The sequence below is a fragment of the Rhizobium sp. P28RR-XV genome (assembly GCF_012641385.1).
Taxonomy (GTDB): Bacteria; Pseudomonadota; Alphaproteobacteria; order Rhizobiales; family Rhizobiaceae; genus Rhizobium.
This window is the reverse complement of the sequence record NZ_JABAIG010000010.1, coordinates 148,213-169,195: the sequence shown is the minus strand read 5'-3', so window position 1 is coordinate 169,195 and position 20,983 is coordinate 148,213. Positions and strand designations below refer to the sequence as shown.

General features: G+C 61.3%; 16 protein-coding genes and 1 pseudogene. 3 read left to right on the top strand and 14 right to left on the bottom strand.

Annotated features, from left to right (window positions below; genetic code table 11):
• Positions 1–126: 126 nt before the first annotated feature.
• On the top strand, positions 127–2,442 hold the full coding sequence (locus HGP12_RS21970) for a PAS domain-containing sensor histidine kinase (RefSeq protein WP_168842033.1): 2,316 nt from the start codon (positions 127–129) through the stop codon (positions 2,440–2,442).
• On the opposite strand, the gene HGP12_RS21965 is transcribed toward HGP12_RS21970, so the two are convergent.
• The 13 genes from HGP12_RS21965 to HGP12_RS21905 form a co-directional block, all read right to left on the bottom strand.
• Complete coding sequence (locus HGP12_RS21965; RefSeq protein WP_168842032.1) at positions 2,443–5,403, bottom strand: bifunctional [glutamine synthetase] adenylyltransferase/[glutamine synthetase]-adenylyl-L-tyrosine phosphorylase; 2,961 nt, start codon at positions 5,401–5,403, stop codon at positions 2,443–2,445.
• Positions 5,404–5,443: 40 nt separating this feature from the next.
• Positions 5,444–6,859, bottom strand: a complete 1,416-nt coding sequence (locus tag HGP12_RS21960; RefSeq protein WP_168842031.1) for a HAMP domain-containing sensor histidine kinase — start codon at positions 6,857–6,859, stop codon at positions 5,444–5,446.
• Positions 6,856–7,614, bottom strand: a complete 759-nt coding sequence (locus HGP12_RS21955) for a response regulator transcription factor (protein ID WP_168842030.1) — start codon at positions 7,612–7,614, stop codon at positions 6,856–6,858. Before HGP12_RS21955 ends, HGP12_RS21960 begins: the two co-directional genes overlap by 4 nt.
• A gap of 202 nt (positions 7,615–7,816) precedes the next feature.
• Positions 7,817–9,370 (bottom strand): Do family serine endopeptidase, encoded by a 1,554-nt coding sequence (locus tag HGP12_RS21950; protein WP_168842029.1) that lies wholly within the window; start codon positions 9,368–9,370, stop codon positions 7,817–7,819.
• A 166-nt stretch (positions 9,371–9,536) separates the two neighbouring features.
• Positions 9,537–10,043 (bottom strand): cytochrome c-type biogenesis protein, encoded by a 507-nt coding sequence (locus tag HGP12_RS21945; protein ID WP_205926582.1) that lies wholly within the window; start codon positions 10,041–10,043, stop codon positions 9,537–9,539.
• Positions 10,040–12,028 (bottom strand): heme lyase CcmF/NrfE family subunit, encoded by a 1,989-nt coding sequence (locus HGP12_RS21940; protein WP_168879626.1) that lies wholly within the window; start codon positions 12,026–12,028, stop codon positions 10,040–10,042. The genes HGP12_RS21945 and HGP12_RS21940 overlap by 4 nt, the downstream gene beginning before the upstream one ends.
• Complete coding sequence (gene ccmE / locus HGP12_RS21935) at positions 12,025–12,474, bottom strand: cytochrome c maturation protein CcmE (RefSeq protein ID WP_168842678.1); 450 nt, start codon at positions 12,472–12,474, stop codon at positions 12,025–12,027. Before ccmE ends, HGP12_RS21940 begins: the two co-directional genes overlap by 4 nt.
• Positions 12,471–13,613 (bottom strand): c-type cytochrome biogenesis protein CcmI, encoded by a 1,143-nt coding sequence (ccmI, locus tag HGP12_RS21930; RefSeq protein WP_168842677.1) that lies wholly within the window; start codon positions 13,611–13,613, stop codon positions 12,471–12,473. The genes ccmE and ccmI overlap by 4 nt, the downstream gene beginning before the upstream one ends.
• Positions 13,614–13,708: 95 nt before the next feature.
• Complete coding sequence (locus HGP12_RS21925) at positions 13,709–14,140, bottom strand: hypothetical protein (RefSeq protein WP_168842676.1); 432 nt, start codon at positions 14,138–14,140, stop codon at positions 13,709–13,711.
• A 90-nt stretch (positions 14,141–14,230) separates the two neighbouring features.
• The gene (locus tag HGP12_RS21920) at positions 14,231–15,628 is read right to left on the bottom strand and encodes a sensor histidine kinase (RefSeq protein WP_168842675.1); all 1,398 of its coding nucleotides are present in this window, start codon (positions 15,626–15,628) and stop codon (positions 14,231–14,233) included.
• The gene (locus HGP12_RS21915) at positions 15,618–16,289 is read right to left on the bottom strand and encodes a response regulator transcription factor (RefSeq protein WP_168842674.1); all 672 of its coding nucleotides are present in this window, start codon (positions 16,287–16,289) and stop codon (positions 15,618–15,620) included. Before HGP12_RS21915 ends, HGP12_RS21920 begins: the two co-directional genes overlap by 11 nt.
• A 137-nt stretch (positions 16,290–16,426) precedes the next feature.
• Entirely contained in the window at positions 16,427–16,675 is a 249-nt protein-coding gene (locus HGP12_RS21910; protein ID WP_168842673.1) for a hypothetical protein, read from the bottom strand.
• A 560-nt stretch (positions 16,676–17,235) separates the two neighbouring features.
• Complete coding sequence (locus tag HGP12_RS21905; RefSeq protein WP_168842672.1) at positions 17,236–17,544, bottom strand: Dabb family protein; 309 nt, start codon at positions 17,542–17,544, stop codon at positions 17,236–17,238.
• A gap of 156 nt (positions 17,545–17,700) precedes the next feature.
• On the opposite strand from HGP12_RS21905, the pseudogene HGP12_RS21900 reads away from it, so the two are divergent.
• Positions 17,701–18,027 (top strand): annotated as a pseudogene (locus HGP12_RS21900) (MmcQ/YjbR family DNA-binding protein); the annotation flags it as partial.
• On the opposite strand, the gene HGP12_RS21895 reads toward HGP12_RS21900, so the two are convergent.
• A complete protein-coding gene (locus HGP12_RS21895; protein WP_168842685.1) occupies positions 18,008–18,496 on the bottom strand; it encodes a YcgN family cysteine cluster protein in 489 nt (162 codons plus the stop codon). The pseudogene HGP12_RS21900 and the gene HGP12_RS21895 sit on opposite strands and share 20 nt — an antisense overlap.
• Before the next feature lie 165 nt (positions 18,497–18,661).
• On the opposite strand from HGP12_RS21895, the gene HGP12_RS21890 reads away from it, so the two are divergent.
• On the top strand, positions 18,662–20,857 hold the full coding sequence (locus HGP12_RS21890) for a transglycosylase domain-containing protein (RefSeq protein ID WP_168842670.1): 2,196 nt from the start codon (positions 18,662–18,664) through the stop codon (positions 20,855–20,857).
• Positions 20,858–20,983: the final 126 nt, after the last annotated feature.

The following is a 20,983-nucleotide window of genomic DNA, read 5'->3' as shown; positions in this document are numbered from 1 at the left end:
CGCTGAAATCGCAGATGGTTAAGAAAGTTTTACCGCACCCTCTGGACAAGCCGAATCACGAATGATTCATTAAGGCAGATTCGGGCGAGCGGCGCAGCGAATCGCACGAGGGACAAGGCTAAAGCGATGGTGGACGTGCGGCGGGCAACCGCGGCCGATGGACGGCTGCGTGTTAATTTCGACGGTCTGAAGTCCTGGCATAGCGGCGTTACCGATCGAACCGGGGTGCGTGTGGAGACGATCTCGCGTCGTTTTCCGCAAACGGAACATATTCTCAAGCGCATCATTCCGGTCCTCATCGTTTCCTTCCTGATGGTCGTTGCCGCCTCGCATTTCTTCGGCATGATCACGGAACATAGCCGGATGGCGGCTTCGGCCCGCCGCACCACTTCGCTTTCCATCGCCGCCGCATCCGCCGCCTTTTCGAACGATGCCAGCCTGTTCCAGGCCGGCGACCGCAGCGGCGCAGAGCGGAAATTGGCCTCCTATCTGCCGCAGGATCGATTGGATACCGGCGCATTCGTGCTGCTCGTGCAGTCGAGCGGGCGGGTGTTCGGCTCGTCGGCCGCCGGCTCGGGCTATATCGGCATGCTGATTTCCGATTTCTTTCCCGAAGTGTCGGCCATCCGCAATTTCGGCGACCATGCCGGCGTGATCGAAACGATGATCGGCGGCGAGCCCTATTATGCGGCGATTTCCCTGATAGGCGACAAAGGCGATTTCATCCTGTCGGCGGCATCGATGGATCAGATCGACAAGCTCTGGCGCGACGAGCTGACGCTGAACGTCACGCTGTTTGCCGGCATATCCTCCATCCTGCTTGTCATTCTTTACGCCTATTATACCCAGGTGAAACGCGCCCGGGACGCGGACGAAATCTTCCTCGAATCGAACCTGCGGGTCGAGACGGCACTTTCGCGCGGCCGCTGCGGTCTCTGGGATTTCGATTTCACCAGCCGCAAGTTCTTCTGGTCGCGCTCGATGTACGACATGCTGGGGATGCCTGCCGCCGACAAGCCTCTCGCCTTCACGGACGCGGCGCGGCTGATGCACCCGGATGACAACAGCCTTCATTTGCTCGCCCGCTCCGTCACCCGCGGCAATGCCGGCCAGGTGGACCAGATCCTGCGCATCCGCCATGCTAAGGGGCACTATGTCTGGATGCGCGCCCGCGCCCAGGTCATTCGCACCAATTCAGGCCGCGTGCACATGATCGGCATCGCCATGGACGTGACCGAGCAGCACCGGCTGGCCCAGCGTTATGCCGAAGCCGACCAACGGCTGGCCGATGCTATCGAATGCACCTCCGAAGCCTTCGTGCTTTGGGACAAGAACGACCGCCTCGTCATGTGCAACGCGCATTTCCAGCAGGCTTATGGCCTGCCCGACAACGTGCTCGTGCCCGGCACCGAGCGCGCCGTCGTCAACGCGGCGGCAGCGCGGCCGGTCATTGAGCGGCGCATCGTCGATCCCGGGCGCATCAGCCATTCGCAAACGACGGAAGTGCAGCTGGCCGACGAGCGCTGGCTGCAGATCAACGAGCGCCGCACCCGCGACGGCGGGCTCGTTTCCGTCGGCACTGATATCACGCAGCTGAAGCGCAATCAGGAGCGCCTTCGCGAGTCCGAACGCCGGCTGATGGCAACGATCAACGATCTTTCCGCCTCGCGGCAAATCCTGGAGCGGCAGAAGGCCGAGCTTTCGACCGCCAATGCGAACTATCTCGCGGAAAAGGAACGGGCCGAAGCGGCCAACAGAGCGAAGTCGGAATTCCTCGCCAACATGTCGCATGAGCTGCGCACGCCGCTCAACGCCATCCTCGGCTTCTCGGAAATCCTGCAGGACCAGATGTTCGGTCCGCTCGGCTCGACCCGCTATGACGAATATGCCAAGGATATCCACGACAGCGGCAAGCATCTGCTTAATGTCATCAACGACATTCTCGACATGTCCAAGATCGAAGCCGGGCATATGAAGCTCTCCTGCGAGCGGATCAATCTCGCACCGCTCATCGAGGAGTGCCTGCGTTTCACCCGCATCCCGGCCGCTCAGAAGAACATTCTCGTCGAGCAGGACATTTCCTCCGAGATCAAGCTGAGTGCCGATCGGCGGGCAATGAAGCAGATCGTCCTCAACCTGCTCTCCAATGCCGTGAAATTCACCAATGACGGCGGCCGTATCGCGGTTCGCACGCGCAAAGTCGAAGATGCTGTCATGCTTGTCATCGCCGACACGGGCATCGGCATTCCGAAATCGGCCCTGAGCAAGATCGGCCAGCCCTTCGAACAGGTGCAGAGCCAATATGCCAAGAGCAAGGGAGGCTCCGGCCTCGGGCTCGCCATTTCCAGATCGCTGACGGTGCTGCATCATGGCCGCATGCGCATCCGCTCCCGCGAAGGCATCGGCACCGTCATCGCGATCCGTATCCCGGATCAGGGTTGATCAGCTTTCAACGGTCGCCTGGAATATCTTCCGCACCGCCTTTGACAGCCGCTTCAGCTCCGCTTCCAGCGTGCGGATATCCGGGCAGTCGCCGGCGCGGCAGACCAGCTCGATCAGCCCCGAGGGCGCGTTCTGCGGATCGAACGAGCCGTCGATGCAGAGCCGGATGAGCTGCGACAGTTCCGTATAGAGGTGCAGGGCCTCCAGGCAGACATCGAGGTCATTGCGATTCATCAGGCTGGCGCCCAGCAATTTCAACGCTTCCGCCGTGCTGAGCCCGTTCGCGTCGATGCCGACGCCACGCTCGGGCGCGATCAGCCGCAAATATTGCGCGATGAATTCGATATCGATCAGGCCGCCGGGGATCAGCTTCAGGTCCCAGATGTTTTCGGGCGGCTTTTCCTGCTCGATTAGGCCGCGCATCTCGCGAACATCCCTTGCGACCTTGGCGGTGTCCCTCTTTGCCGAGAGAACTTCGCCGATGATGCGCTCGGCGTCGTTCACCAACGCCTCGTCGCCGCCGATCAAGCGTGCCCGCGAAAGCGCCATATGCTCCCAGGTCCAGGCCTCCGTGCGCTGATACTTCTCGAAGGAGTTGATGCGTGTGGCGACAGGTCCCTTGTTGCCTGAAGGACGCAGGCGCATATCCACCTCGTAGAGGATGCCTTCGGCCGTCGGTGCCGAGAGCGCCGCAATCAGGCGCTGGGTGATGCGCGTGAAATAGCGGGTGGCGTCGAGCGGCTTCGTGCCGGAAGATTCACCGGCCGTGTCGTCGTAGTCATAGAGCAGGATGATGTCTATGTCGGACCCCGCCGTCAGCTCGAAACTGCCGAGCTTGCCCATGCCGACGACAGCGATGCGACCGCCGGGATATTCGCCGTGCGCCACGCGGATTTCCTTCATAACCGCATCCAGCGCCGCCTCGACGATCAGATCGGCGAGGTAGGTGAAGGCTCGAGCCGCCATCTGCCCGCCGATCGCGCCCGTCAACAGACGGATGCCGATCAGGAAGCGTTGTTCGGACGCGAAGATGCGCAGGCGGTCCAGCACCTCTTCATAGTGTCTTGCAGGCGACAGGAAACTCCTGATGCGCTCGGCGAGATAATCGCGCGTCGGCAATTCGGCCATGAGGCCCGGATCCAGCATGCCGTCGAAGACGTGCGGCTTGGCCGCGATGATCTCGGCAAGACGCGGCGCCGAGGACATGATGTTGACGATGAGGGAAAGTAGCGCCGGATTGGTACCGAGCAGCGAGAAGAGCTGAATGCCCGCCGGCAGGCCGGAGATGAAGCTGTCGAAGCGCAGCAGCGCCTCGTCGGCACGCTTGCTTTCGCCGAAGACACGCAGCAGTTCGGGCGTCAGTTCCGTCAGCCGCTCGCGCGCTTCCACCGATTGGGTGGCGCGATATCGGCCGTAGTGCCAGGTACGGATCACATTGGCGATGTCGGATGGCCTTTCGAAGCCGAGACGGCGCAGCGTCTCCAGCGTGTCGGGATCGTCGCCCTGGCCGGTAAAAACCAGATTGCCGGTTTCGGACGATAATTTCATTTCCTGCTCGAACAGGCGCGCATAACGCCGCTCGACCGTTTTCAGCATCGTCACCAGAGCCTCGGAGAAGGCTGTCACGTCGGCAAAGCCCATCATGAAGGCGATACGCCGGAGCTCGGCATCGGTTTCCGGCAGCAAATGCGTCTGCTCGTCGCGCACCATCTGGATGCGATGCTCGACATTGCGCAGGAACCAGTAGGCTGATGTCAGCTCATCGCGGGTTTCCGCGCCGATCCACTTCGCTTCGGTCAGCTCGGCGAGCGTTTGCTCGGTCGACCGGCAACGCAATGCCGGCATGCGGCCGCCGGCAATGAGCTGCTGCGTTTGCACGAAGAACTCGATCTCGCGAATGCCGCCTCGGCCAAGCTTGACGTTGTGGCCCTTGACGGCGATCGCTCCGTGGCCCTTGTGCACATGGATCTGCCGCTTGATCGAATGAATGTCTGATATCGCGGCATAGTCCAGATATTTGCGGAAGACGAAGGGCACGAGATCGCGGATGAACGCCTGGCCGGCGGCGATATCGCCGGCAACGGGGCGCGCCTTGATGAAGGCCGCGCGCTCCCAGTTCTGCCCCCTGCCCTCGTAATAGATCAACGCCGCATCAACGGGGATTGCCAGCGGCGTCGCGCCGGGATCGGGACGCAGGCGAAGATCGGTGCGGAAGACATAACCATCCGCCGTGCGCTCCTGCAGGATGCGCACCAGCCGCCGCATCAGCCGCGGGAAGATATCGATGGCGTCATCCGGATCGGGCACGATGCCTGCCGTCTCATCGAAGAAGACGACGAGATCGATGTCGGACGAATAGTTCAATTCCTCGGCGCCGAGCTTGCCCATGCCGAGCACGATCAGCCCTGACTTCTGGCTCGGGGATGCGGGATCGGGCAGCGAAATCTTGCCGGCTTCGTGCGACGACAGCAGCAGATGGTCGATCGCCGCCGAGATGGAAGCTTCGGCAAGCCTGCTCAGCCAAAGGGTCGTCGCCTTGCCATTATAAATGCCGGCGAGATCGGCGAGCGCGATCAGAAAGGCGGCACGGCGCTTGGCGATGCGCAGGCGGCTCATCACCTCGGATTCTGAAGGCGAAGAGCTTGCCTCCTCGGCCGGCAGCCAGGCGCGGCGGGCCTCTTCGATCAGCGTTTCGAGCTGAGGCGACAATGGCCTCTCGATGGCGGCAACGAGGAGCGACGGTTCGAGATTGGCGATCTCGCGCAGATGAGGAGACAGAGTGAGCGCAGCGACGATGAAATCCCGCGATGCGCTCTCCTCGGCGAGCAAGGCAGCGACGGCAGGCTCTGCCCCGCCGATCTGCTTGAGATCGGCAAGTGCTGCCTTCGTCTCGGTCTGGTTCAAAGGCCGCAACCGCCCAGACGGAACATCCCGCAGCAAATCGCTTTGCGTCGTCGTCATGCAGTTCTCCCCAACAGCAAGCGGATACTGCAGGATTAACCTATTGTTTCTGCATGGGGAAGATCATGGTGACCGTTAATCCCTTGGCATCGGCACTGTCGGGATCAGTATCGGAAAGCTCCAGCAGGCCGCCATGCAGCTCCATGACCGCCTCGACAAGAGCGAGGCCAAGGCCGGTTCCAGGCTTGGAACGGCTTTCGTCCAGGCGGAAGAAGCGCTTGACCACATCGCCGCGCTGATGAGCGGGGATGCCTGGTCCGTGATCGGCAACGGCGAGCGTGACCGCATCGTGCGTGCGCACCAGCCTGAAGGTTATCGCCTGCTTGCCGTTGCAGCCCGAGGCATATTTGAGGGCATTGTCGATGAGGTTGAAAAGCGCCTGGCCGATCAGTTCGCGATTGCCCTGCACCTCGACATCGGGCTCGATATCCGCCGTCAGCGCCAGGCCTGCCTCTTCGGCAACCGGCTCATAGAGTTCGGCGGTATCGGCGACGATGGAGGAAAGATCGACATCGGTCATTTCGGCAGCCACCGATCCGGCCTCGACACGGGAAATCATCAAGAGCGCGTTGAAGGTGCGGATCAGCTGATCGGACTCGCCGATGATGCCCTCCAGGGCGACGCGACGCCCTTCGCTGTCGGCATTGTCGAGCGCATCGGCCGCTTTGTTGCGCAGGCGTGTGAGCGGTGTCTTGAGGTCATGCGCGATATTGTCGGAGACCTGCCGCAAGCCCTCGTTCAGTTTCTCGATGCGCTCGAGCATCGCATTCAGCGATGCGGACATGCGGTCGAACTCGTCGCCGGAGCCGCCGACCGGCAGACGCTGGGAAAGGTCGCCGGCCATGATCTTGCGGCTGGCGTCCGTCATCCGGTCGATGCGCTTCAGCGCGTTGCGGCCGATACCGAACCAGATGACCAGCGCGCCGAGGCCCATGATCGCCAGCGCCAGCATCAGCGCCTGGCGCACCAGCACGCGGAAGCGCTCCGGCTCGCCGAGATCGCGGCCGATCAGGATGCGCAGGCCGTTGTCGAGGATGAAGATATTGGCGATCGCCAGATGGCGCCGTTCCGGATCGTTGGAAGCGTCCGTGTAGCGCTCGTAGACGAAGGGCAGCTCCGTCCAGCCGGACTGGCCGAGAACGCCGGGCTGCACGGAGGCGACGTTACCGGCCAGAATATCGCCGGAAGGACCGGCAATGACATAGAGGTTGGCGCCAGGCTGACGGGCGCGGCGCTCCATCGTGCGCAGAAGCAGGTTCAGCCCGCCGATGTCATAGGCGCGCTTGACCTGATTGACTTCCTGCTGGACGGCGTCGCGGATCTGCCCCGTCAGCAACCGTTCGGACATGGCCGTGACGTAGAAGACCAGCGTCGCGGCGCAAAGCGCAAAGAGAAGAATGTAAAGGGCGGAAAGGCGGACGGCGGTGGACTTGAAGAGGACGCGAAAGCGACTCATCCCTCGTCCTTGATCATGTATCCGGCACCGCGAATCGTCTTCAGCAGCGGCTGGCTGAAATCCTTTTCGATCTTGGAGCGCAGGCGCGAAACATGGACGTCGATGACATTTGTCTGCGGATCGAAATGATAGTCCCAGACATTCTCCAGCAGCATGGTGCGGGTCACGACCTGGCCGGCATTCTTCATCAGATATTCCAGCAGGCGGAATTCGCGCGGCTGCAGCGGGATTTCCTTGCCGCCGCGCCGCACCTCATGCGAGAGCCGATCCAGCTCCAGATCGCCGACGCGATAAAGGACATCCTGCTCCGGCGTGCCCTTGCGGCGGCCGAGCACCTCGACGCGCGCCAGAAGTTCGCTGAAGGCATAGGGCTTCGGCAGGTAGTCGTCACCGCCGGCGCGCAGGCCCGTAACGCGATCGTCCACCTGGCCTAGCGCGGAAAGGATCAGAACCGGCGTATGCACGCCCTTGCGGCGCAGCTCGCTGATAACAGACAATCCGTCGCGGCGTGGCAGCATGCGGTCTATGATGGCGACATCGTACGTGTTCTCGGTGGCCATGAAGAGACCGCTCTCACCATCGCTGGCGTGATCGGCAACGATGCCGGCCTCGCGAAACGCCTTGGTGAGATAAGCTGCCGCCTCGAGATCGTCTTCGATGATCAGAATCTTCATGTGGGCGACATTACCCGCCGAGGGTGTCTCGGCACAACGGGAATCGGAAGAATTCACGGCATGTTGGCCAGTGGTTGTCATCTTTCACCTGCCTTGGAGCCAGCCTTATTGAACGTCTTAGAGCGGTTCAGTTTTTCACGGGTCTCCGAACCGCTCTATCGCTTTGTTGTCTCGCAATTCCGGACGCAAAACCGCGCAGCACTTTTCTGGGATTGCTCTAAAAAGAGGCCGCGCAAGCTGTGGCCTGCGCGGCCTCTTGAATGCATTTCACACACTGGAGCGATCAGCCGGCGTTGATCGGCAGAGCAACGAAGCGGCTGCCGTCACCCGACTGGATCTGGAACAGCGCACGCGTGCGGCCATCCTTTTTCGCCTGCTCGATGACCTTGGCGATGTCGCCGGCGCTGGAGACCTGCTGGTTATTGACCGAGGTGATCTTCTCGCCTTCCTTCACGCCCTTATCGGCGGCATCGGAATCGGGATCGACTCCAGTGATCGCAACACCCTTGCCGTCATCGGACGGGCCGACAGTGAGGCCGAGGTCCGCGAGCGCCTTTTCTGAGGACGGCTGCTGCGGCTGGCTCGGCTGCGTGTCATCGTTGGAGGCTTGGCTCTGATCGGCCGGAAGCGTGCCGAGCTCGACTGTGACAGACTGCGACTTGCCAGCGCGCCAGATCGAAACCTCAACCTTGGAGCCCGGCTGCATCGCGCCGATGCGGCGAGCGAGATCGCGCGGATCCTTGACCGGGTCGCCATTGACCGCCGTCACGACGTCGCCGTTCTTGATGCCGGCCTTCTGGCCGGGCGAGCCGTCCTGCGGGGAAACGACGAGTGCGCCGCTTGCCTCGGAAAGGCCGAGGGATTCGGCGATATCCTTGGTGACCGGCTGGATCTGCACACCGAGCCAGCCGCGCGAGACGGTGCCGGACTTGATCAGGTCGGCTACGACATCCTTGGCGGTCGTCGCCGGAATTGCAAAGGCGATGCCGACGCTGCCGCCCGATTGCGAGAAGATCGCGGTGTTGATGCCGACCACCTGGCCGTTGAGATTGAAGGTCGGGCCGCCGGAGTTGCCCTTGTTCACCGGTGCGTCGATCTGGATGTAATCGTCATAGGGACCGGAATGAATGTCGCGGCCGCGAGCCGATACGATACCCGCGGTGACGGTGCCGCCGAGGCCGAACGGATTGCCGACGGCAACGACCCAATCGCCGACGCGAACCTTCGCGTCATCGGCCCAGCCGACATAGGTGAACTTCTTGCCCTTGGGATCGACCTTCAGCACCGCGAGATCGGTGCGGGAATCCTTACCGACGAGCTTGGCGTCAAGCTCGGTACCGTCGTTGAGAACGACGACAAAGGCCGCGCCGTCGGAAACGACGTGGTTGTTGGTGACGATATAGCCATCTTCCGAAACGAAGAAGCCCGACCCTTGAGCGACTGGGCGCAGATGGCCCTTGTCGTCGGGATTCTTCTGCTGGTTCTGGCCATGCTGCTGGCCTCGGCCCTGCTGCTGCTGGAACTGGCGGAAGAACTTCTTCAGCGGGTGGTCATCCGGAAGATCATCGAAGCCACGGCCGAGACCAAAGGAGTCGTCTTCATCCGCAGCCGCATTGACACGGGATTCGACGCGAACCGAGACGACGGCCGGCGACACGGCATCGACCACGTTGGCAAAGCTTGGAACCTGCGGCGCCTGAACATTGACCGCATCGGCATAGGAACGGCTGACTTCGGCCGGAACACCCGTGGCCAGAGCAGCGACAGCGAGGCCGGCGACGACCGAGGCCTTCATAGCGGTGCTGCGGGACAGGCTGTCCTTGATATTCCTGAACATATGCAAGTTACCTTTTCTTTTCTTGCCGGATTTGCGCCGGCAAACCGGTTTTGGTTCGTGGTGATAAATATATAGGGCGCGACACCTTACAGCGAACTGTCCGCCCCATGAAAAATTCGTAATGTAAGGAAGTGGTGGTAATGAGGTGAAGGAAATGACGGCAGCGTCACTTTCCCAGGATCTCGTTCAATTGCGCCTCTTCCTCGTCGCTCAGAGGCTTGCCGGTGGGCTTGCCGGCGCGGCGGCGGGCGTAGACGACCAAGGCCAATCCGCTCACAACGAAGAGCGCGATCGGCGCCCCCCAGAGTATGTAGGTCTTTTCGCTCAAGCGCGGCTTGAGCAGCACGAACTCGCCATAGCGGGAAACGATATAGTCGAGCACCTGCCGATCCGTATCGCCGTTGGCAAGTCGCTTGCGCACGAGCAGGCGCAGGTCGCGGGCAAGATCCGCGTTGGAATCATCGATGGATTGATTCTGGCAAACCATGCAGCGCAGTTCGGCCGAAATCGTGCGCGCCCGCGCTTCCAGGGCCGGATCGGACAGAACCTCGTCGGGATTGACGGCAAAGGCGGGCAGCGGCGCCAGTAGCGGGATAAGGCAAAGAAACAGTCGCATGACGCCGCCGAGACCGCAGATACAGGTAAAGCGGGTTGTCGGCCGACAGCTGCTCATTCTGCCGGCTCCATCGCCGGGCGAGCCGGCTTCGCCTTGCGGCTGGGAGCGCCGACGCGCAGGCGGCGATCGCTGAGCGACACGAAGCCGCCGATCGCCATGACCAGCGCGCCCATCCAGATGCAGAGGATGAAGGGTTTCCACCAGATGCGCACGACCGTGCCGCCATCCTTGCTGGCATCGCCGACCGACACATAAAGCTGGCTAAGTCCAAGCGTGAGAATGCCGGATTCGGTGGTGGCCGTACGGCTCGCGGTGAAGACGCGTTTGGCGGAGGACATTTCCGCAAAGGCGACCCCGCCGCGGCTGACCGTGAAGCGGGCACGATCCTCGGTAAAATTGGGACCGACGCCCGGCTGCATGCCCTCGAAGCGCAGGCTGTAGCCGCCGAGTTCAGCGGTCTCGCCAGGTTTCATACTGGTGATGTTCTCGCCCTCGAAGGTCGTCACCGCGATGATACCAAGGACAGTAATGCCGAGGCCGGCATGCGCCAGCGCCGTGCCGAAAGCGGACCGCGGCAGCCCGCTGAGGCGCCGCCAGGCAACATTCGCAGCCCCCTTGCCGACACCGGCGCGATACCAGAGATCGGCCAAGGCGCCGAAGATCAGGAAGAAGCCGGCTGCAAGACCGAGAACGGCAAGTACCGGGCCGCCATACCGGATGTAAAACAGAACCAATCCAGCGATGAAGGCCAAGCCTGCGACGACATAGAGCCGCTGCAATGCGCCGAGCAGGTCGCCGCGCTTCCAGGCGAGCAGCGGGCCGAACGGCACGGCAATGAGGATCGGCGCCATCAGCAATCCGAATGTCATGTTGAAGAAGGGCGGACCGACGGAAATCTTGTCACCCGTCAGCGTTTCGAGCGCCAGTGGATAGAGCGTGCCGGTCAGCACCGTGCCGCAGGCAACCGTCAGGATCAGGTTGTTCAGCACCAGTGCTCCCTCGCGCGAGATCGGCGCGAACAATCCGCCGGCGGCAAGCTTCGGCGCGCGGAAGGCGAAGAGCGACAGCGCCCCGCCGATGAAGATCAGAAGAATGCAGAGAATGAAGATGCCGCGCGTCGGATCGCTGGCGAAGGAATGGACCGAGGTCAGCACACCGGAGCGGACGAGGAAGGTGCCGAGGAGCGACAGGGAAAAAGTGAGGATCGCCAGCAGCACGGTCCAGATCTTCAAGGCGTCGCGCTTTTCCATGACCAGCGCCGAATGCAGCAGCGCCGTGCCGGCAAGCCAGGGCATGAAGGAGGCATTTTCCACCGGATCCCAGAACCACCAGCCGCCCCAGCCGAGCTCGTAATAGGCCCAATAGGAGCCCATGGCGATGCCGAGCGTCAGGAAGCTCCAGGCTGCCAGCGTCCACGGACGGACCCAGCGCGCCCAGGCGGCATCGATGCGGCCTTCCAGAAGCGCCGCGACGGCAAAGGAAAAACAGACTGAGAAGCCGACATAGCCGAGATAGAGCAAGGGCGGATGGATCGCGAGGCCGATATCCTGCAGCACTGGATTGAGATCCTTGCCTTCCGCCGGCGCCGGATTGAGGCGGATGAACGGATTGGAGGTCAGCAGGATGAAGACCAGAAAGGCCGAAGATATCCACGATTGCACGGCCAGCACATTGGCGCGCAGCACATCGGGCAGATTGCGCCCGAACAGCGCAACCAGCGCGCTGAACAGCGCCAGGATCAGCAGCCACAGCATCATCGATCCCTCGTGATTGCCCCAGACGCCGGAGATCTTGAAGATCAGCGGCATCAGCGAATGGGAATTGGCCCAGACGTTGAGGACGGAGAAATCGGAGGCGACATAGGCGTAGGTCAGCACGCTGAAAGAGAAGGCGACCAGCAAGAACACGACGATCGAGCCGATCGGTGCGATATCCATCATCGACACGTCACCGCGCCGGGCACCGACCACAGGCAGAATTGAGACGATCAGCGCGGTGGCGAGCGCCAGCACCAGGGCATAATGTCCGAGTTCGATGATCATTGCGTCGCCTCCTCGCCCTTCCAGACGCCGTCGGCCTTCAGCTTGTCGGCGACCTGCTTCGGCATGTAGCGCTCATCATGCTTGGCGAGCACGCTGTCAGCAACGAAAACGTCGCTGCCCGGCTCGAACTTGCCTTCGGTCACCACACCCTGCCCTTCGCGGAAGAGATCCGGCAGGATGCCATCATATTTGACCTTGATCGTATCGGTGCCGTCGGTAACGGAAAACTGCACCTGCGTACCCTGGCCGCGCACGATCGAGCCTTCGCCGACGAGGCCGCCAAGGCGGATCAGCGTCCCGGCATTGACCGGCGTCTTCGCTAGGTCCGCCGGCATGTAGAAATAGGCGACCGACTGGCTGAAGGCGAAGAGGACCAGCAGCACGGCGACGGCGATGAAACCCATGCCGCCGGCGATGACTGCCAGACGTTTCTGCTTGCGGGTCATTGCTGCGTCACCTCCGTCGGCAGTCCCAATTCCTTCGCCAGCGCCAGAAGCTGCTGGCCCTGCCCTCCATCGGCCGGAAACGCCGCGAGGCCGCGCTTCAGCGCATCGACGGCACGATCCCGGTCGTTCAACACGGCATAGGAGCGGATGAGCCGCATCCAGCCTTCGAAATTCTTCGGATCCTCTTTGAGCTTGGTATCGAGACTATCGACCATGCCGCGGATCATCTGCTGGCGATCGCCGCTGCTGAGCGCGTTCGCCGCAGCGACGTCCTCGGCGGTCGGATTGCCGGGTGCATTACCGTTGGCGGATATCTCAGGTCGGCCGCCATTCTTGATGATGTGCTCGCCGACGGCCGCGAGCCAGGGCGCGTCCGGCGGCGATTGTTTCGCCAGGGCCTCAAAGGCGGTCTTCGCTTCGGCTGCCTTGCCTTCCTGCTCCAGCGCCAGCGCCAGATAGAAAAGCGTGCGCGGATTGGCGGCATCGAGCGCTTGCGATTGCTGCAGCACGCCACGCGCCTCCGCCGTCACGATGCCATTGGCCTTCACCACGAGAACTTCGCCGAGATCGCCGAGGTGAGCGGCACTCGGCCCTTCCAGGCGAATGAGGTTGCGATAGGCAAGCTCAGCATCGCCGATGCGGTTGGTTTTGAAATAGATCGGCGCCAGGACTTCCCAGCCCTTTGCGTCATCCGGGTTCTTGGCCAGATGCTGCTCGATCTTGACGATCGAGATGGCGAGATCGTTTCCCGGCATCTCAAGACGTGCTTCCAGCGGCTGGGCCGGCAATCCCGGCTTGCCGTTCGCAAGATAAAGACAGAGTCCGACGGCCGGAAGAATGACGATGATAAAGGCTTGGGCAAGGCGATAATTGCCGCGCGCGGGCAATTTCGTTGCCGCCTTGTCATCTTTGGCAATTGCGATGAGGCGCCGGCCGACCTCGGCACGGGCATAACCGGCCTCCTCGGCGGAAATCAGGCCGCCAGCGAGGTCCCGATCCAGTTCGCGGAGCTGATCGCGATAGACCTCGGCCTCTCCGGAACGACAGTCATCCGCCTCCTTTGCACCACGCAGAAGGGGATAGAGCAGCACAGCGCCGACAACCGCCGTAAGAACGGCCACGAGAATCCAGAACAGCATACACGCCCAATACTTTAACAGGGCGCCCATTCCAACCGAGAAAGGCCTTCTGACGAAGATTTGAGGCGTTTGGCCGCGCTTTTCGGCGTGAAACCCTATTCGAGCGGTGTCCAGGTGCCGTCGTCATTGCGGCAGGCCGCGCCCCTTGCCATCGTCGGTTTGTCGTCGACGGTGACAGTGTGGGTATATTGCCGGCAATTCTGCGAACCGACCTGATAAGGCGCGGCGGGGACTACCTCGCCGCTCGCATTCCTACCCTTCCATGCCACAGGCTGGCCGAGAGGCGAGGTCTCAAGCGCCCGATATTCCGCCTCCAGCGCGCGCTGCTTATCGCTGTCGCTGAGCTTGATGCCGGTGCGCTCGACGATGCCACCATCAAGAGCATTGATGAAGGTTGCGGAGGCTGGAGGCTTCGCAGACGAAAATAGGCTCTTGCCGCTCCCTAAGCCGCTCGTCGTCGAGCAACCGGAAAGCGCAATCGCGGCGAAAAGAGAGGGAGCGACCAGAAAAAAGGTACGAAGCTTCATACAACCGAACCAGTATCAAAAAGCAAAACCATAGGTACTGCGCTGCGGCATCGTCATGACCCACAACGTCTTTTGGCATCATGCCGTGCCTCACGCAACATCCTTCGTCAGGCCCGGCAAAATTAGGCTGGCGCGAAGCCCGCCCCAGGTGCCCCGGGACAGTTCGAGCCGGCCTTGATATTCGTTGGTAATCTCGCTGACAATCGACAGGCCAAGACCGGTGCCAGGCTTGCTTTCATCGAGCCTGCGTCCGCGTTTCATCGCCTCGCGAATCTGATCCGGCTCAAGCCCTGGCCCATCGTCTTCAACCACCAGTTCCACCCAATGACGGCGCACGGGATCAATGCCCTTGATCTCCGGCGGCGCTTCGCTCGCCGAAAGGCGCACCTTATGTTCGGCGAAGCGGGCGGCATTTTCCAAGAGATTGCCGACGGTCTCCTCCAGATCCTGCTGCTCCATGGCGAGCGCCAGATTGGGCGAGACGGTGAGCTCGAATTCCTTGTCGGCGTTCAGCCGCCGCATGACACGGACGAGCCGCTCCAGCGCCGGCTCCGCCTCGGTGCGGGCCAGCACGGATTCACGTTGCGCGGCGATGCGGGCGCGATTGAGATAGGATTGCACCTGCCCCTGCATGGCTTCCGCCTGGTTCTTCACAAGATCGCCATGCGAGCGCTCGAGCACGCGGGATTCGTTGAGCAGCACCGCGATCGGCGTTTTCAGCGAGTGCGCGAGATTGCCGACCTGCATGCGAGCACGCTCGACGATGCGCCGGTTGCTTTCGATCAGCGCATTGACCTCGTTGGCAAGCGGCAGGATTTCGCGCGGGAAATCGCCCTGCAGACGCTCGCTTTCGCCGGCACGGATACGCTCCAATGCGGCGCGGGCCTTATCGAGCGGTTTCAGGCCGTAAAGAATGGCGAGCGCATTGACAATGAGACTGCCGACACCGAAGCCGACCAGCGCGAAATAAAGGCTATGGGAAAAATTGCGGACATCGTCCTCGACGACGGCGATATTGCCGGTGACGCGGAAGCGCGCAGCGCGGCCGTCCGTGTCGAGCACAACCTCAGTTTCGGCCACTTGTACGCGGTTTCCAAAGGCGTCGGTAACGATGTAGTAGCGCTCGTAGTTCTTGTCGAAAGGCGCTTCCAGCACGGAAAGAACGGGCAGGCTCGACGCGCCGAGCGAGGGCGAAACCAGCGGTGTCGCGGTATAGGTGCCGAGCGGCTCAACCATCCAGTACCAACCGGTCTTCGGCTGTGCGAAACGAAGGTCGCCGAGCTGCGGGCTGCCCGACAGAGCGCCCTGATCGCCGATCGTTACCGAGTTGATGACGTTATAAAGCTGCGCGCGCAGCAAATCTTGAAAGCCGCGCTCGGCGCTCTTGCGATAGATATTCGAGATGACGAGGCCGATCACCACCAGCGCCACCGCCGACCACAATGTGGTCAACAGCAGGACGCGAGCGGTGAGCGACTTAATTCGCATTGGTCGGAGCTTGGATTCGGTAACCAAGGCCGCGGACCGTTTCGATTAGATCGACACCCATCTTCTTGCGCAGGCGACCGACGAAAACCTCGATCGTATTGGAATCCCTGTCGAAATCCTGGTCGTACATATGTTCGACCAGTTCGGTGCGCGAGACGACCTCGCCCTTGTGGTGCATGAGATAGGCGAGCAGGCGATATTCATGGGAGGTGAGCTTCAGCGGCTTGCCGTCGACGGTCGCCTTCGAGCTCTTGGTATCGAGCCGCACCGGGCCGCAGACGATTTCCGAGGAGGCATGGCCGGCCGCGCGGCGGATGAGCGCGCGGATGCGCGCCAGCACTTCCTCGACATGGAAGGGCTTGGCAACATAGTCGTCCGCGCCGGCATCGATGCCCGCCACCTTGTCGCTCCACCGGTCGCGGGCGGTCAGAAGCAGCACCGGCACCGTGCGCCCGGTGCCGCGCCATTTCTCCAGCACGGTGATGCCATCCATTTCAGGCAGGCCAATATCCAGAATGATCGCGTCGTAGGGTTCGGTATCGCCGAGGAAATGGCCTTCCTCACCATCAAAGGCCGTATCGACGACGTAACCCGCCTCCTTCAAGGCTTCGGCAAGCTGTCGATTCAAGTTGATATCGTCTTCGACTATGAGAATGCGCATGTCTGGATCCAATTTCCCCGGTTCGAGAAACAGTACTGTAAATCGTGCTGCAGTGGAATCACGGAAACAATAAGATTTTGTGTGGGATTCAAGGCCTTAGAATGTCCATTGCACGCCGGCGCTTCACGTGCCCACCCTCACATCGGCACTTTCATCGTCACCTTGCGCGGGCGCTGCCCATTGCCCTGCACGAGAACAGTGACAATGCAGCTGTCGCCGGAGGGTTGTGCGGATAGGAGCTGTCCTCCGGTCTTCTCTACGACCTCGGCCGCGGCCTCGCTGCAGTCGCTGTTGGCACGAGCCACCAGGGTCGACGTCGGCGCTGGCAGAACAGCCGAGCCGGCCAAGACGAGGGCCGCCGCTGCTATGCTTGAAAATGTGGCCATGCTTCGGACTTCCCACAGGGATATTAACTTGGTGATTATTTACCCAAACACGTCTGAATGGCAAATGAATGGGCTGTAATTTTCAGCCCATCGGGCAAGCAAGGCACGCAATCTCTGTCTTAACCATTTGAAATAATTGAATGCAAAGTGGCAAGCTCGCCACGACGGCAACCGAGCGGCGCTTTATCGCCCTGCATTGATACAATCTATCGGCGATATGTCCGCGACGACGCATATTTAGCTTCGAAGCGCCCTTCTTCGAGCTCCAGGCTCAGCCATTTTTAATCATTCTTGCTTATCATCTGCCCGTGGGTGCGACATGGGCAGGCACACCGCAATGGGCCAATGCAAACCGGCCCTCAAGCGCTCTACCGAGGTAAGGCGTTGGTATTTCCTTGAGTCCTTTGAATCACTTGAGACGATTCCTTCACAAATCGAGTCCACAACTTCAAAGATTGATTCAAGAGCCTCGCGAAAAGAATCCGGTTACCGACAATCCGATTCCGCTCGAATGCTCAATCCATTGAAATGGCTGGCAGGAACCGGCCCGGCGCGCCCGTTCAGAATGGTTCGCGGGCGGCCGTCGCGGTCTCGTAATCGGCGGCGATCCGCATCTCGCGCAGCGGACGAACACGCTCGATGGAGCGCTGATAGTTTGGATGCGCCTTGTAGGCGGCAAGCGCCACTTCGTCATCGAATTCGCCGTAGACGACGAGATCGACTTCGGTTCCGAGCTGGTCGGTCTTCATATTCGTGCCGATTTCCAGGAGCCGTGCATGTGGAATGGCTGTCAGGATCGAGAGGCCGGAGCGAACCTCCTCGAGATTGGCGCGATCAGGAACGGTGAAGAAGACGATATGACGGATCACGCGGCGGCTCCTTGTCCATATGCGAGGGCATGGCGCGATACCATGCGGATAGGCGCAATTCAATAAATTGGCCGCCTCGCTTCCGGGACCGTTTCGTCGCGGGCGTTGCAGGCGGCCATTTATCGTATATCGGTGGGACGTGTTACCATCACGGCCATGACCGACGAAGATCTTATATCCCTTGCCCTCTGCCTGCCGGAAGCGGCGGAGAATTCACACTTCGGAACGCGCGATTTTCGTGTTCGGGGCAAGATTTTCATGACCCTTCCAGGCCCGGACTTCTGCGTCGTCAAGCTGACACCCGACCAGCAGCAAATGGCATTGGCAACCATGCCGGGCGACATCATGGCCGTGCCTGGCGGCTGGGGCCTGAAGGGCTTTGCGCGGCTGTTTCATCATGATGCCGATCATGAGACGATCAGGTCACTGGTGCAGCGCGCATGGCGAAACGTGGCACCGAAATCTATGGCTTTGCCGGAGGGCTCGGCTCCATGTCGTCTTCGACGGTCAGCGGCCAATCGACCACATAATCCTCGAAATCGTCGAGCTCGACATCATTCTCGCTGATGGTACGTCCTCGGGCGGAAACGCCGGCGATGTGCACGGTTTCCGGATCGCCCGAGATCAGCGGGTGCCACCAGTAGAGATCACGACCTTCCTCGACGAGACGATAGGCGCAGGTCGGCGGCAGCCATGCCAAATCCGGCACCTTCTCCGGCGTCAACTGCACGCAGTCCGGCACGAAATCCCAGCGGTTCAGATAACTCGTGCAACGACAGCTCTCACCATCCATGAGCTTGCAGCGGACGGAGGTGAAATAGACATCGCCGCTATCCCAGTCCTCCAGCTTGTTGAGACAACAGAGGCCACAGCCGTCGCACAGGCTTTCCCATTCCGGCGAGCTCATTTCCGCCAGGGTCTTGCTTTTCCAGAAGGGTAACTCGTCTGTCATCATCGTCGTCCTCGCCACCCGACAAAGGGAATTCGGGCTGCGGCATGCATGTCTCTTGTTCTTTTCTCTAAATCAACCAATTATTCAAATAGCCGTTCTATGAGATAATGAGCTTTGTGTGTGCCACAAGAAGCACGCAGCAATATTGTGGTCGGGAAGTAGAGCGTGGAAGACCCATCCAATCCAGAAAACCGGCCGAAGGCGGAGCCTGAGACGCCAAAGGATAACGGGGCCGAAAAGCCGCGGCGTCGCAAGCGCTATTTCTTCCTGCGCCTTGATTCATGGATCGACTCCACTTTGTGGAACGCAGGCTTCGGTCTCGCCGAGGCATGGGAGGAGATCACGATCTTCTTCCGCCGTTTCCGCGTGCGCGGCTGGAAACGCATCGTTTTCGAGCTGCTCGGCGAAGGTCTGACGCTGGGCGCGGCCGGCTCGGTAGTGATGCTGATGCTCGCGATGCCCGCCTTCGAGTCGACGCAGGGCGACTGGCGCAACCGCGGCAATTTCGCCGTCACCTTCCTCGACCGTTACGGCAACGTTATCGGCCACCGCGGCATCATTCATGAGAATTCCGTGCCGGTCGACCAGCTGCCGGACTATTTCGTCAAGGCGGTACTCGCAACCGAGGACCGGCGCTTCTTCGACCATTTCGGTATCGACGTGATCGGCCTGTTCCGCGCGGTGACCGTCAATGCGCAAGCCGGCGGCGTCGTCCAGGGCGGCTCGACGCTGACGCAGCAGCTTGCCAAGAACATCTTTCTCAGCAACGAGCGCTCCATCGACCGCAAAATCAAGGAAGCCTTTCTGGCGATCTGGCTCGAGGCCAATCTCTCCAAGAAGGAGATTCTGAGCCTCTATCTCGATCGCACCTACATGGGCGGCGGCACCTTCGGCGCGGCGGCGGCGGCGCAATTCTATTTTGGCAAGAGCATAACCGACGTCAATCTGGCAGAGGCTGCAATGCTTGCGGGCCTTTTCAAGGCGCCGGCGAAATATGCGCCGCATGTCAATCTGCCGGCCGCCCGCGCCCGCGCCAACGACGTGCTTTCCAACCTCGTTCAGAGCGGGCTGATGACCGAGGGGCAGGTGATCGCCGCACGCCGCAATCCGGCCTCCGTCGTCGACCGCGCCCAGATCGAATCCCCGGACTATTTCCTCGACTGGGCCTTCGACGAAGTGCAGCGGCTCGCAACACGGTTTCCCGAGCGCTCGCTGATCGTTCGCACCACCATCGACATGGGGCTGCAGAAGGCGGCGGAAGATTCCGTCCAATCCAGCCTGATGGAGTTCGGCGAACGTTACCATGCCAAGCAGGGCGCCAGCGTCATGATCGAAAACGGTGGCGCCGTTCGCGCCATGGTCGGCGGCAGCGACTATGGCGAAAGCCAGTTCAATCGCGCCACCAAGGCGCTGCGCCAGCCGGGTTCCTCCTTCAAGATCTATACTTACTCCGTCGCGATGGAGAACGGCATGACGCCGACATCCACCATCGTCGACGCGCCCATCAGCTGGGGTAACTGGAGCCCGCACAATTACGAAAACCGCTATGAAGGCAAGGTGACGCTGACGCAGGCGATCACCCAGTCGATCAATACCATTCCGGTGCGGCTGGCGAAGGAGAAGTTCGGCATCCAGCCCATTCGCAACATGGCCAAGGCCATGGGCGTGGAAACGCCGATCCGCAACGACAAGACCATTCCGATCGGTACCTCCGAGGTGACCGTTCTCGACCAGGCGACGGCCTATGCCGTCTTCCCGGCCAACGGCATGCAGTCGCGGCGCCATGGCATCGACCAGATCACCGGGTATGACGGCAAGGTGCTCTACGACTTCAGTCACGACGAGCAGTCGGCCAAGCGCGTCCTCAGCGAAAAGGCCACGTCCTACATGAACCAGATGCTGACGCAGGTTCCGGTCATCGGCACCGGCCGCAGGGCAGCACTCGACAACGGCATCGTGGTCGGCGGCAAGACCGGCACCACGCAGGCCTATCGCGATGCCTGGTTCATCGGCTTTACCGGCAACTACACCTGCGCCGTCTGGTTCGGCAACGACGACTATACCTCCACGAACAACATGACGGGCGGCACGCTGCCGGCCATGACCTTCAAGAAGATCATGGATTATGCGCATCAGGGCATCGTGCTGAAACCCATACCCGGCATCAGCAACCCGTTCCCGGCGCAGAAGCCGCAAACCGTCGCAGCCAAGAAGCCAGCCGATGCCTCCACTCCCAGCCTGCCTCCCCTCATACGGCCGCGCTCGCTTTCGGTGGATTCCACGAATATCCTGCGCAATATCGGCGAAAGGCTGAAGGCCGCGAGCCGGCTCGGCGTGCAGAAGGTGGCGACGTCGGAATAAAGATCATCCAAGCAGAGATGAAGACGGAGGCCGCATCAGCACCCCGGGCGGGTTTTCCAACGAAAATATGAAGGAGCATGCCGCGGTCGCAACAAGGCCGGCCGACGGGCGAATGGCCCGACAGCT

Coding starts and splice junctions, on each gene's coding strand:
- HGP12_RS21895 (WP_168842685.1), bottom strand. CDS start 18,496: ATGACAGACGAGTTACCCTTCTGGAAAAGCAAGACCCTGGCGGAAATG.
- HGP12_RS21940 (WP_168879626.1), bottom strand. CDS start 12,028: ATGATCATCGAACTCGGACATTATGCCCTGGTGCTGGCGCTCGCCACC.
- HGP12_RS21955 (WP_168842030.1), bottom strand. CDS start 7,614: ATGACAACCACTGGCCAACATGCCGTGAATTCTTCCGATTCCCGTTGT.
- HGP12_RS21910 (WP_168842673.1), bottom strand. CDS start 16,675: ATGGCCACATTTTCAAGCATAGCAGCGGCGGCCCTCGTCTTGGCCGGC.
- HGP12_RS21945 (WP_205926582.1), bottom strand. CDS start 10,043: ATGAGCAGCTGTCGGCCGACAACCCGCTTTACCTGTATCTGCGGTCTC.
- ccmI (WP_168842677.1), bottom strand. CDS start 13,613: ATGCTGTTCTGGATTCTCGTGGCCGTTCTTACGGCGGTTGTCGGCGCT.
- HGP12_RS21970 (WP_168842033.1), top strand. CDS start 127: ATGGTGGACGTGCGGCGGGCAACCGCGGCCGATGGACGGCTGCGTGTT.
- HGP12_RS21965 (WP_168842032.1), bottom strand. CDS start 5,403: ATGACGACGACGCAAAGCGATTTGCTGCGGGATGTTCCGTCTGGGCGG.
- HGP12_RS21915 (WP_168842674.1), bottom strand. CDS start 16,289: ATGCGCATTCTCATAGTCGAAGACGATATCAACTTGAATCGACAGCTT.
- HGP12_RS21950 (WP_168842029.1), bottom strand. CDS start 9,370: ATGTTCAGGAATATCAAGGACAGCCTGTCCCGCAGCACCGCTATGAAG.
- HGP12_RS21925 (WP_168842676.1), bottom strand. CDS start 14,140: ATGAAGCTTCGTACCTTTTTTCTGGTCGCTCCCTCTCTTTTCGCCGCG.
- ccmE (WP_168842678.1), bottom strand. CDS start 12,474: ATGACCCGCAAGCAGAAACGTCTGGCAGTCATCGCCGGCGGCATGGGT.
- HGP12_RS21960 (WP_168842031.1), bottom strand. CDS start 6,859: ATGAGTCGCTTTCGCGTCCTCTTCAAGTCCACCGCCGTCCGCCTTTCC.
- HGP12_RS21920 (WP_168842675.1), bottom strand. CDS start 15,628: ATGCGAATTAAGTCGCTCACCGCTCGCGTCCTGCTGTTGACCACATTG.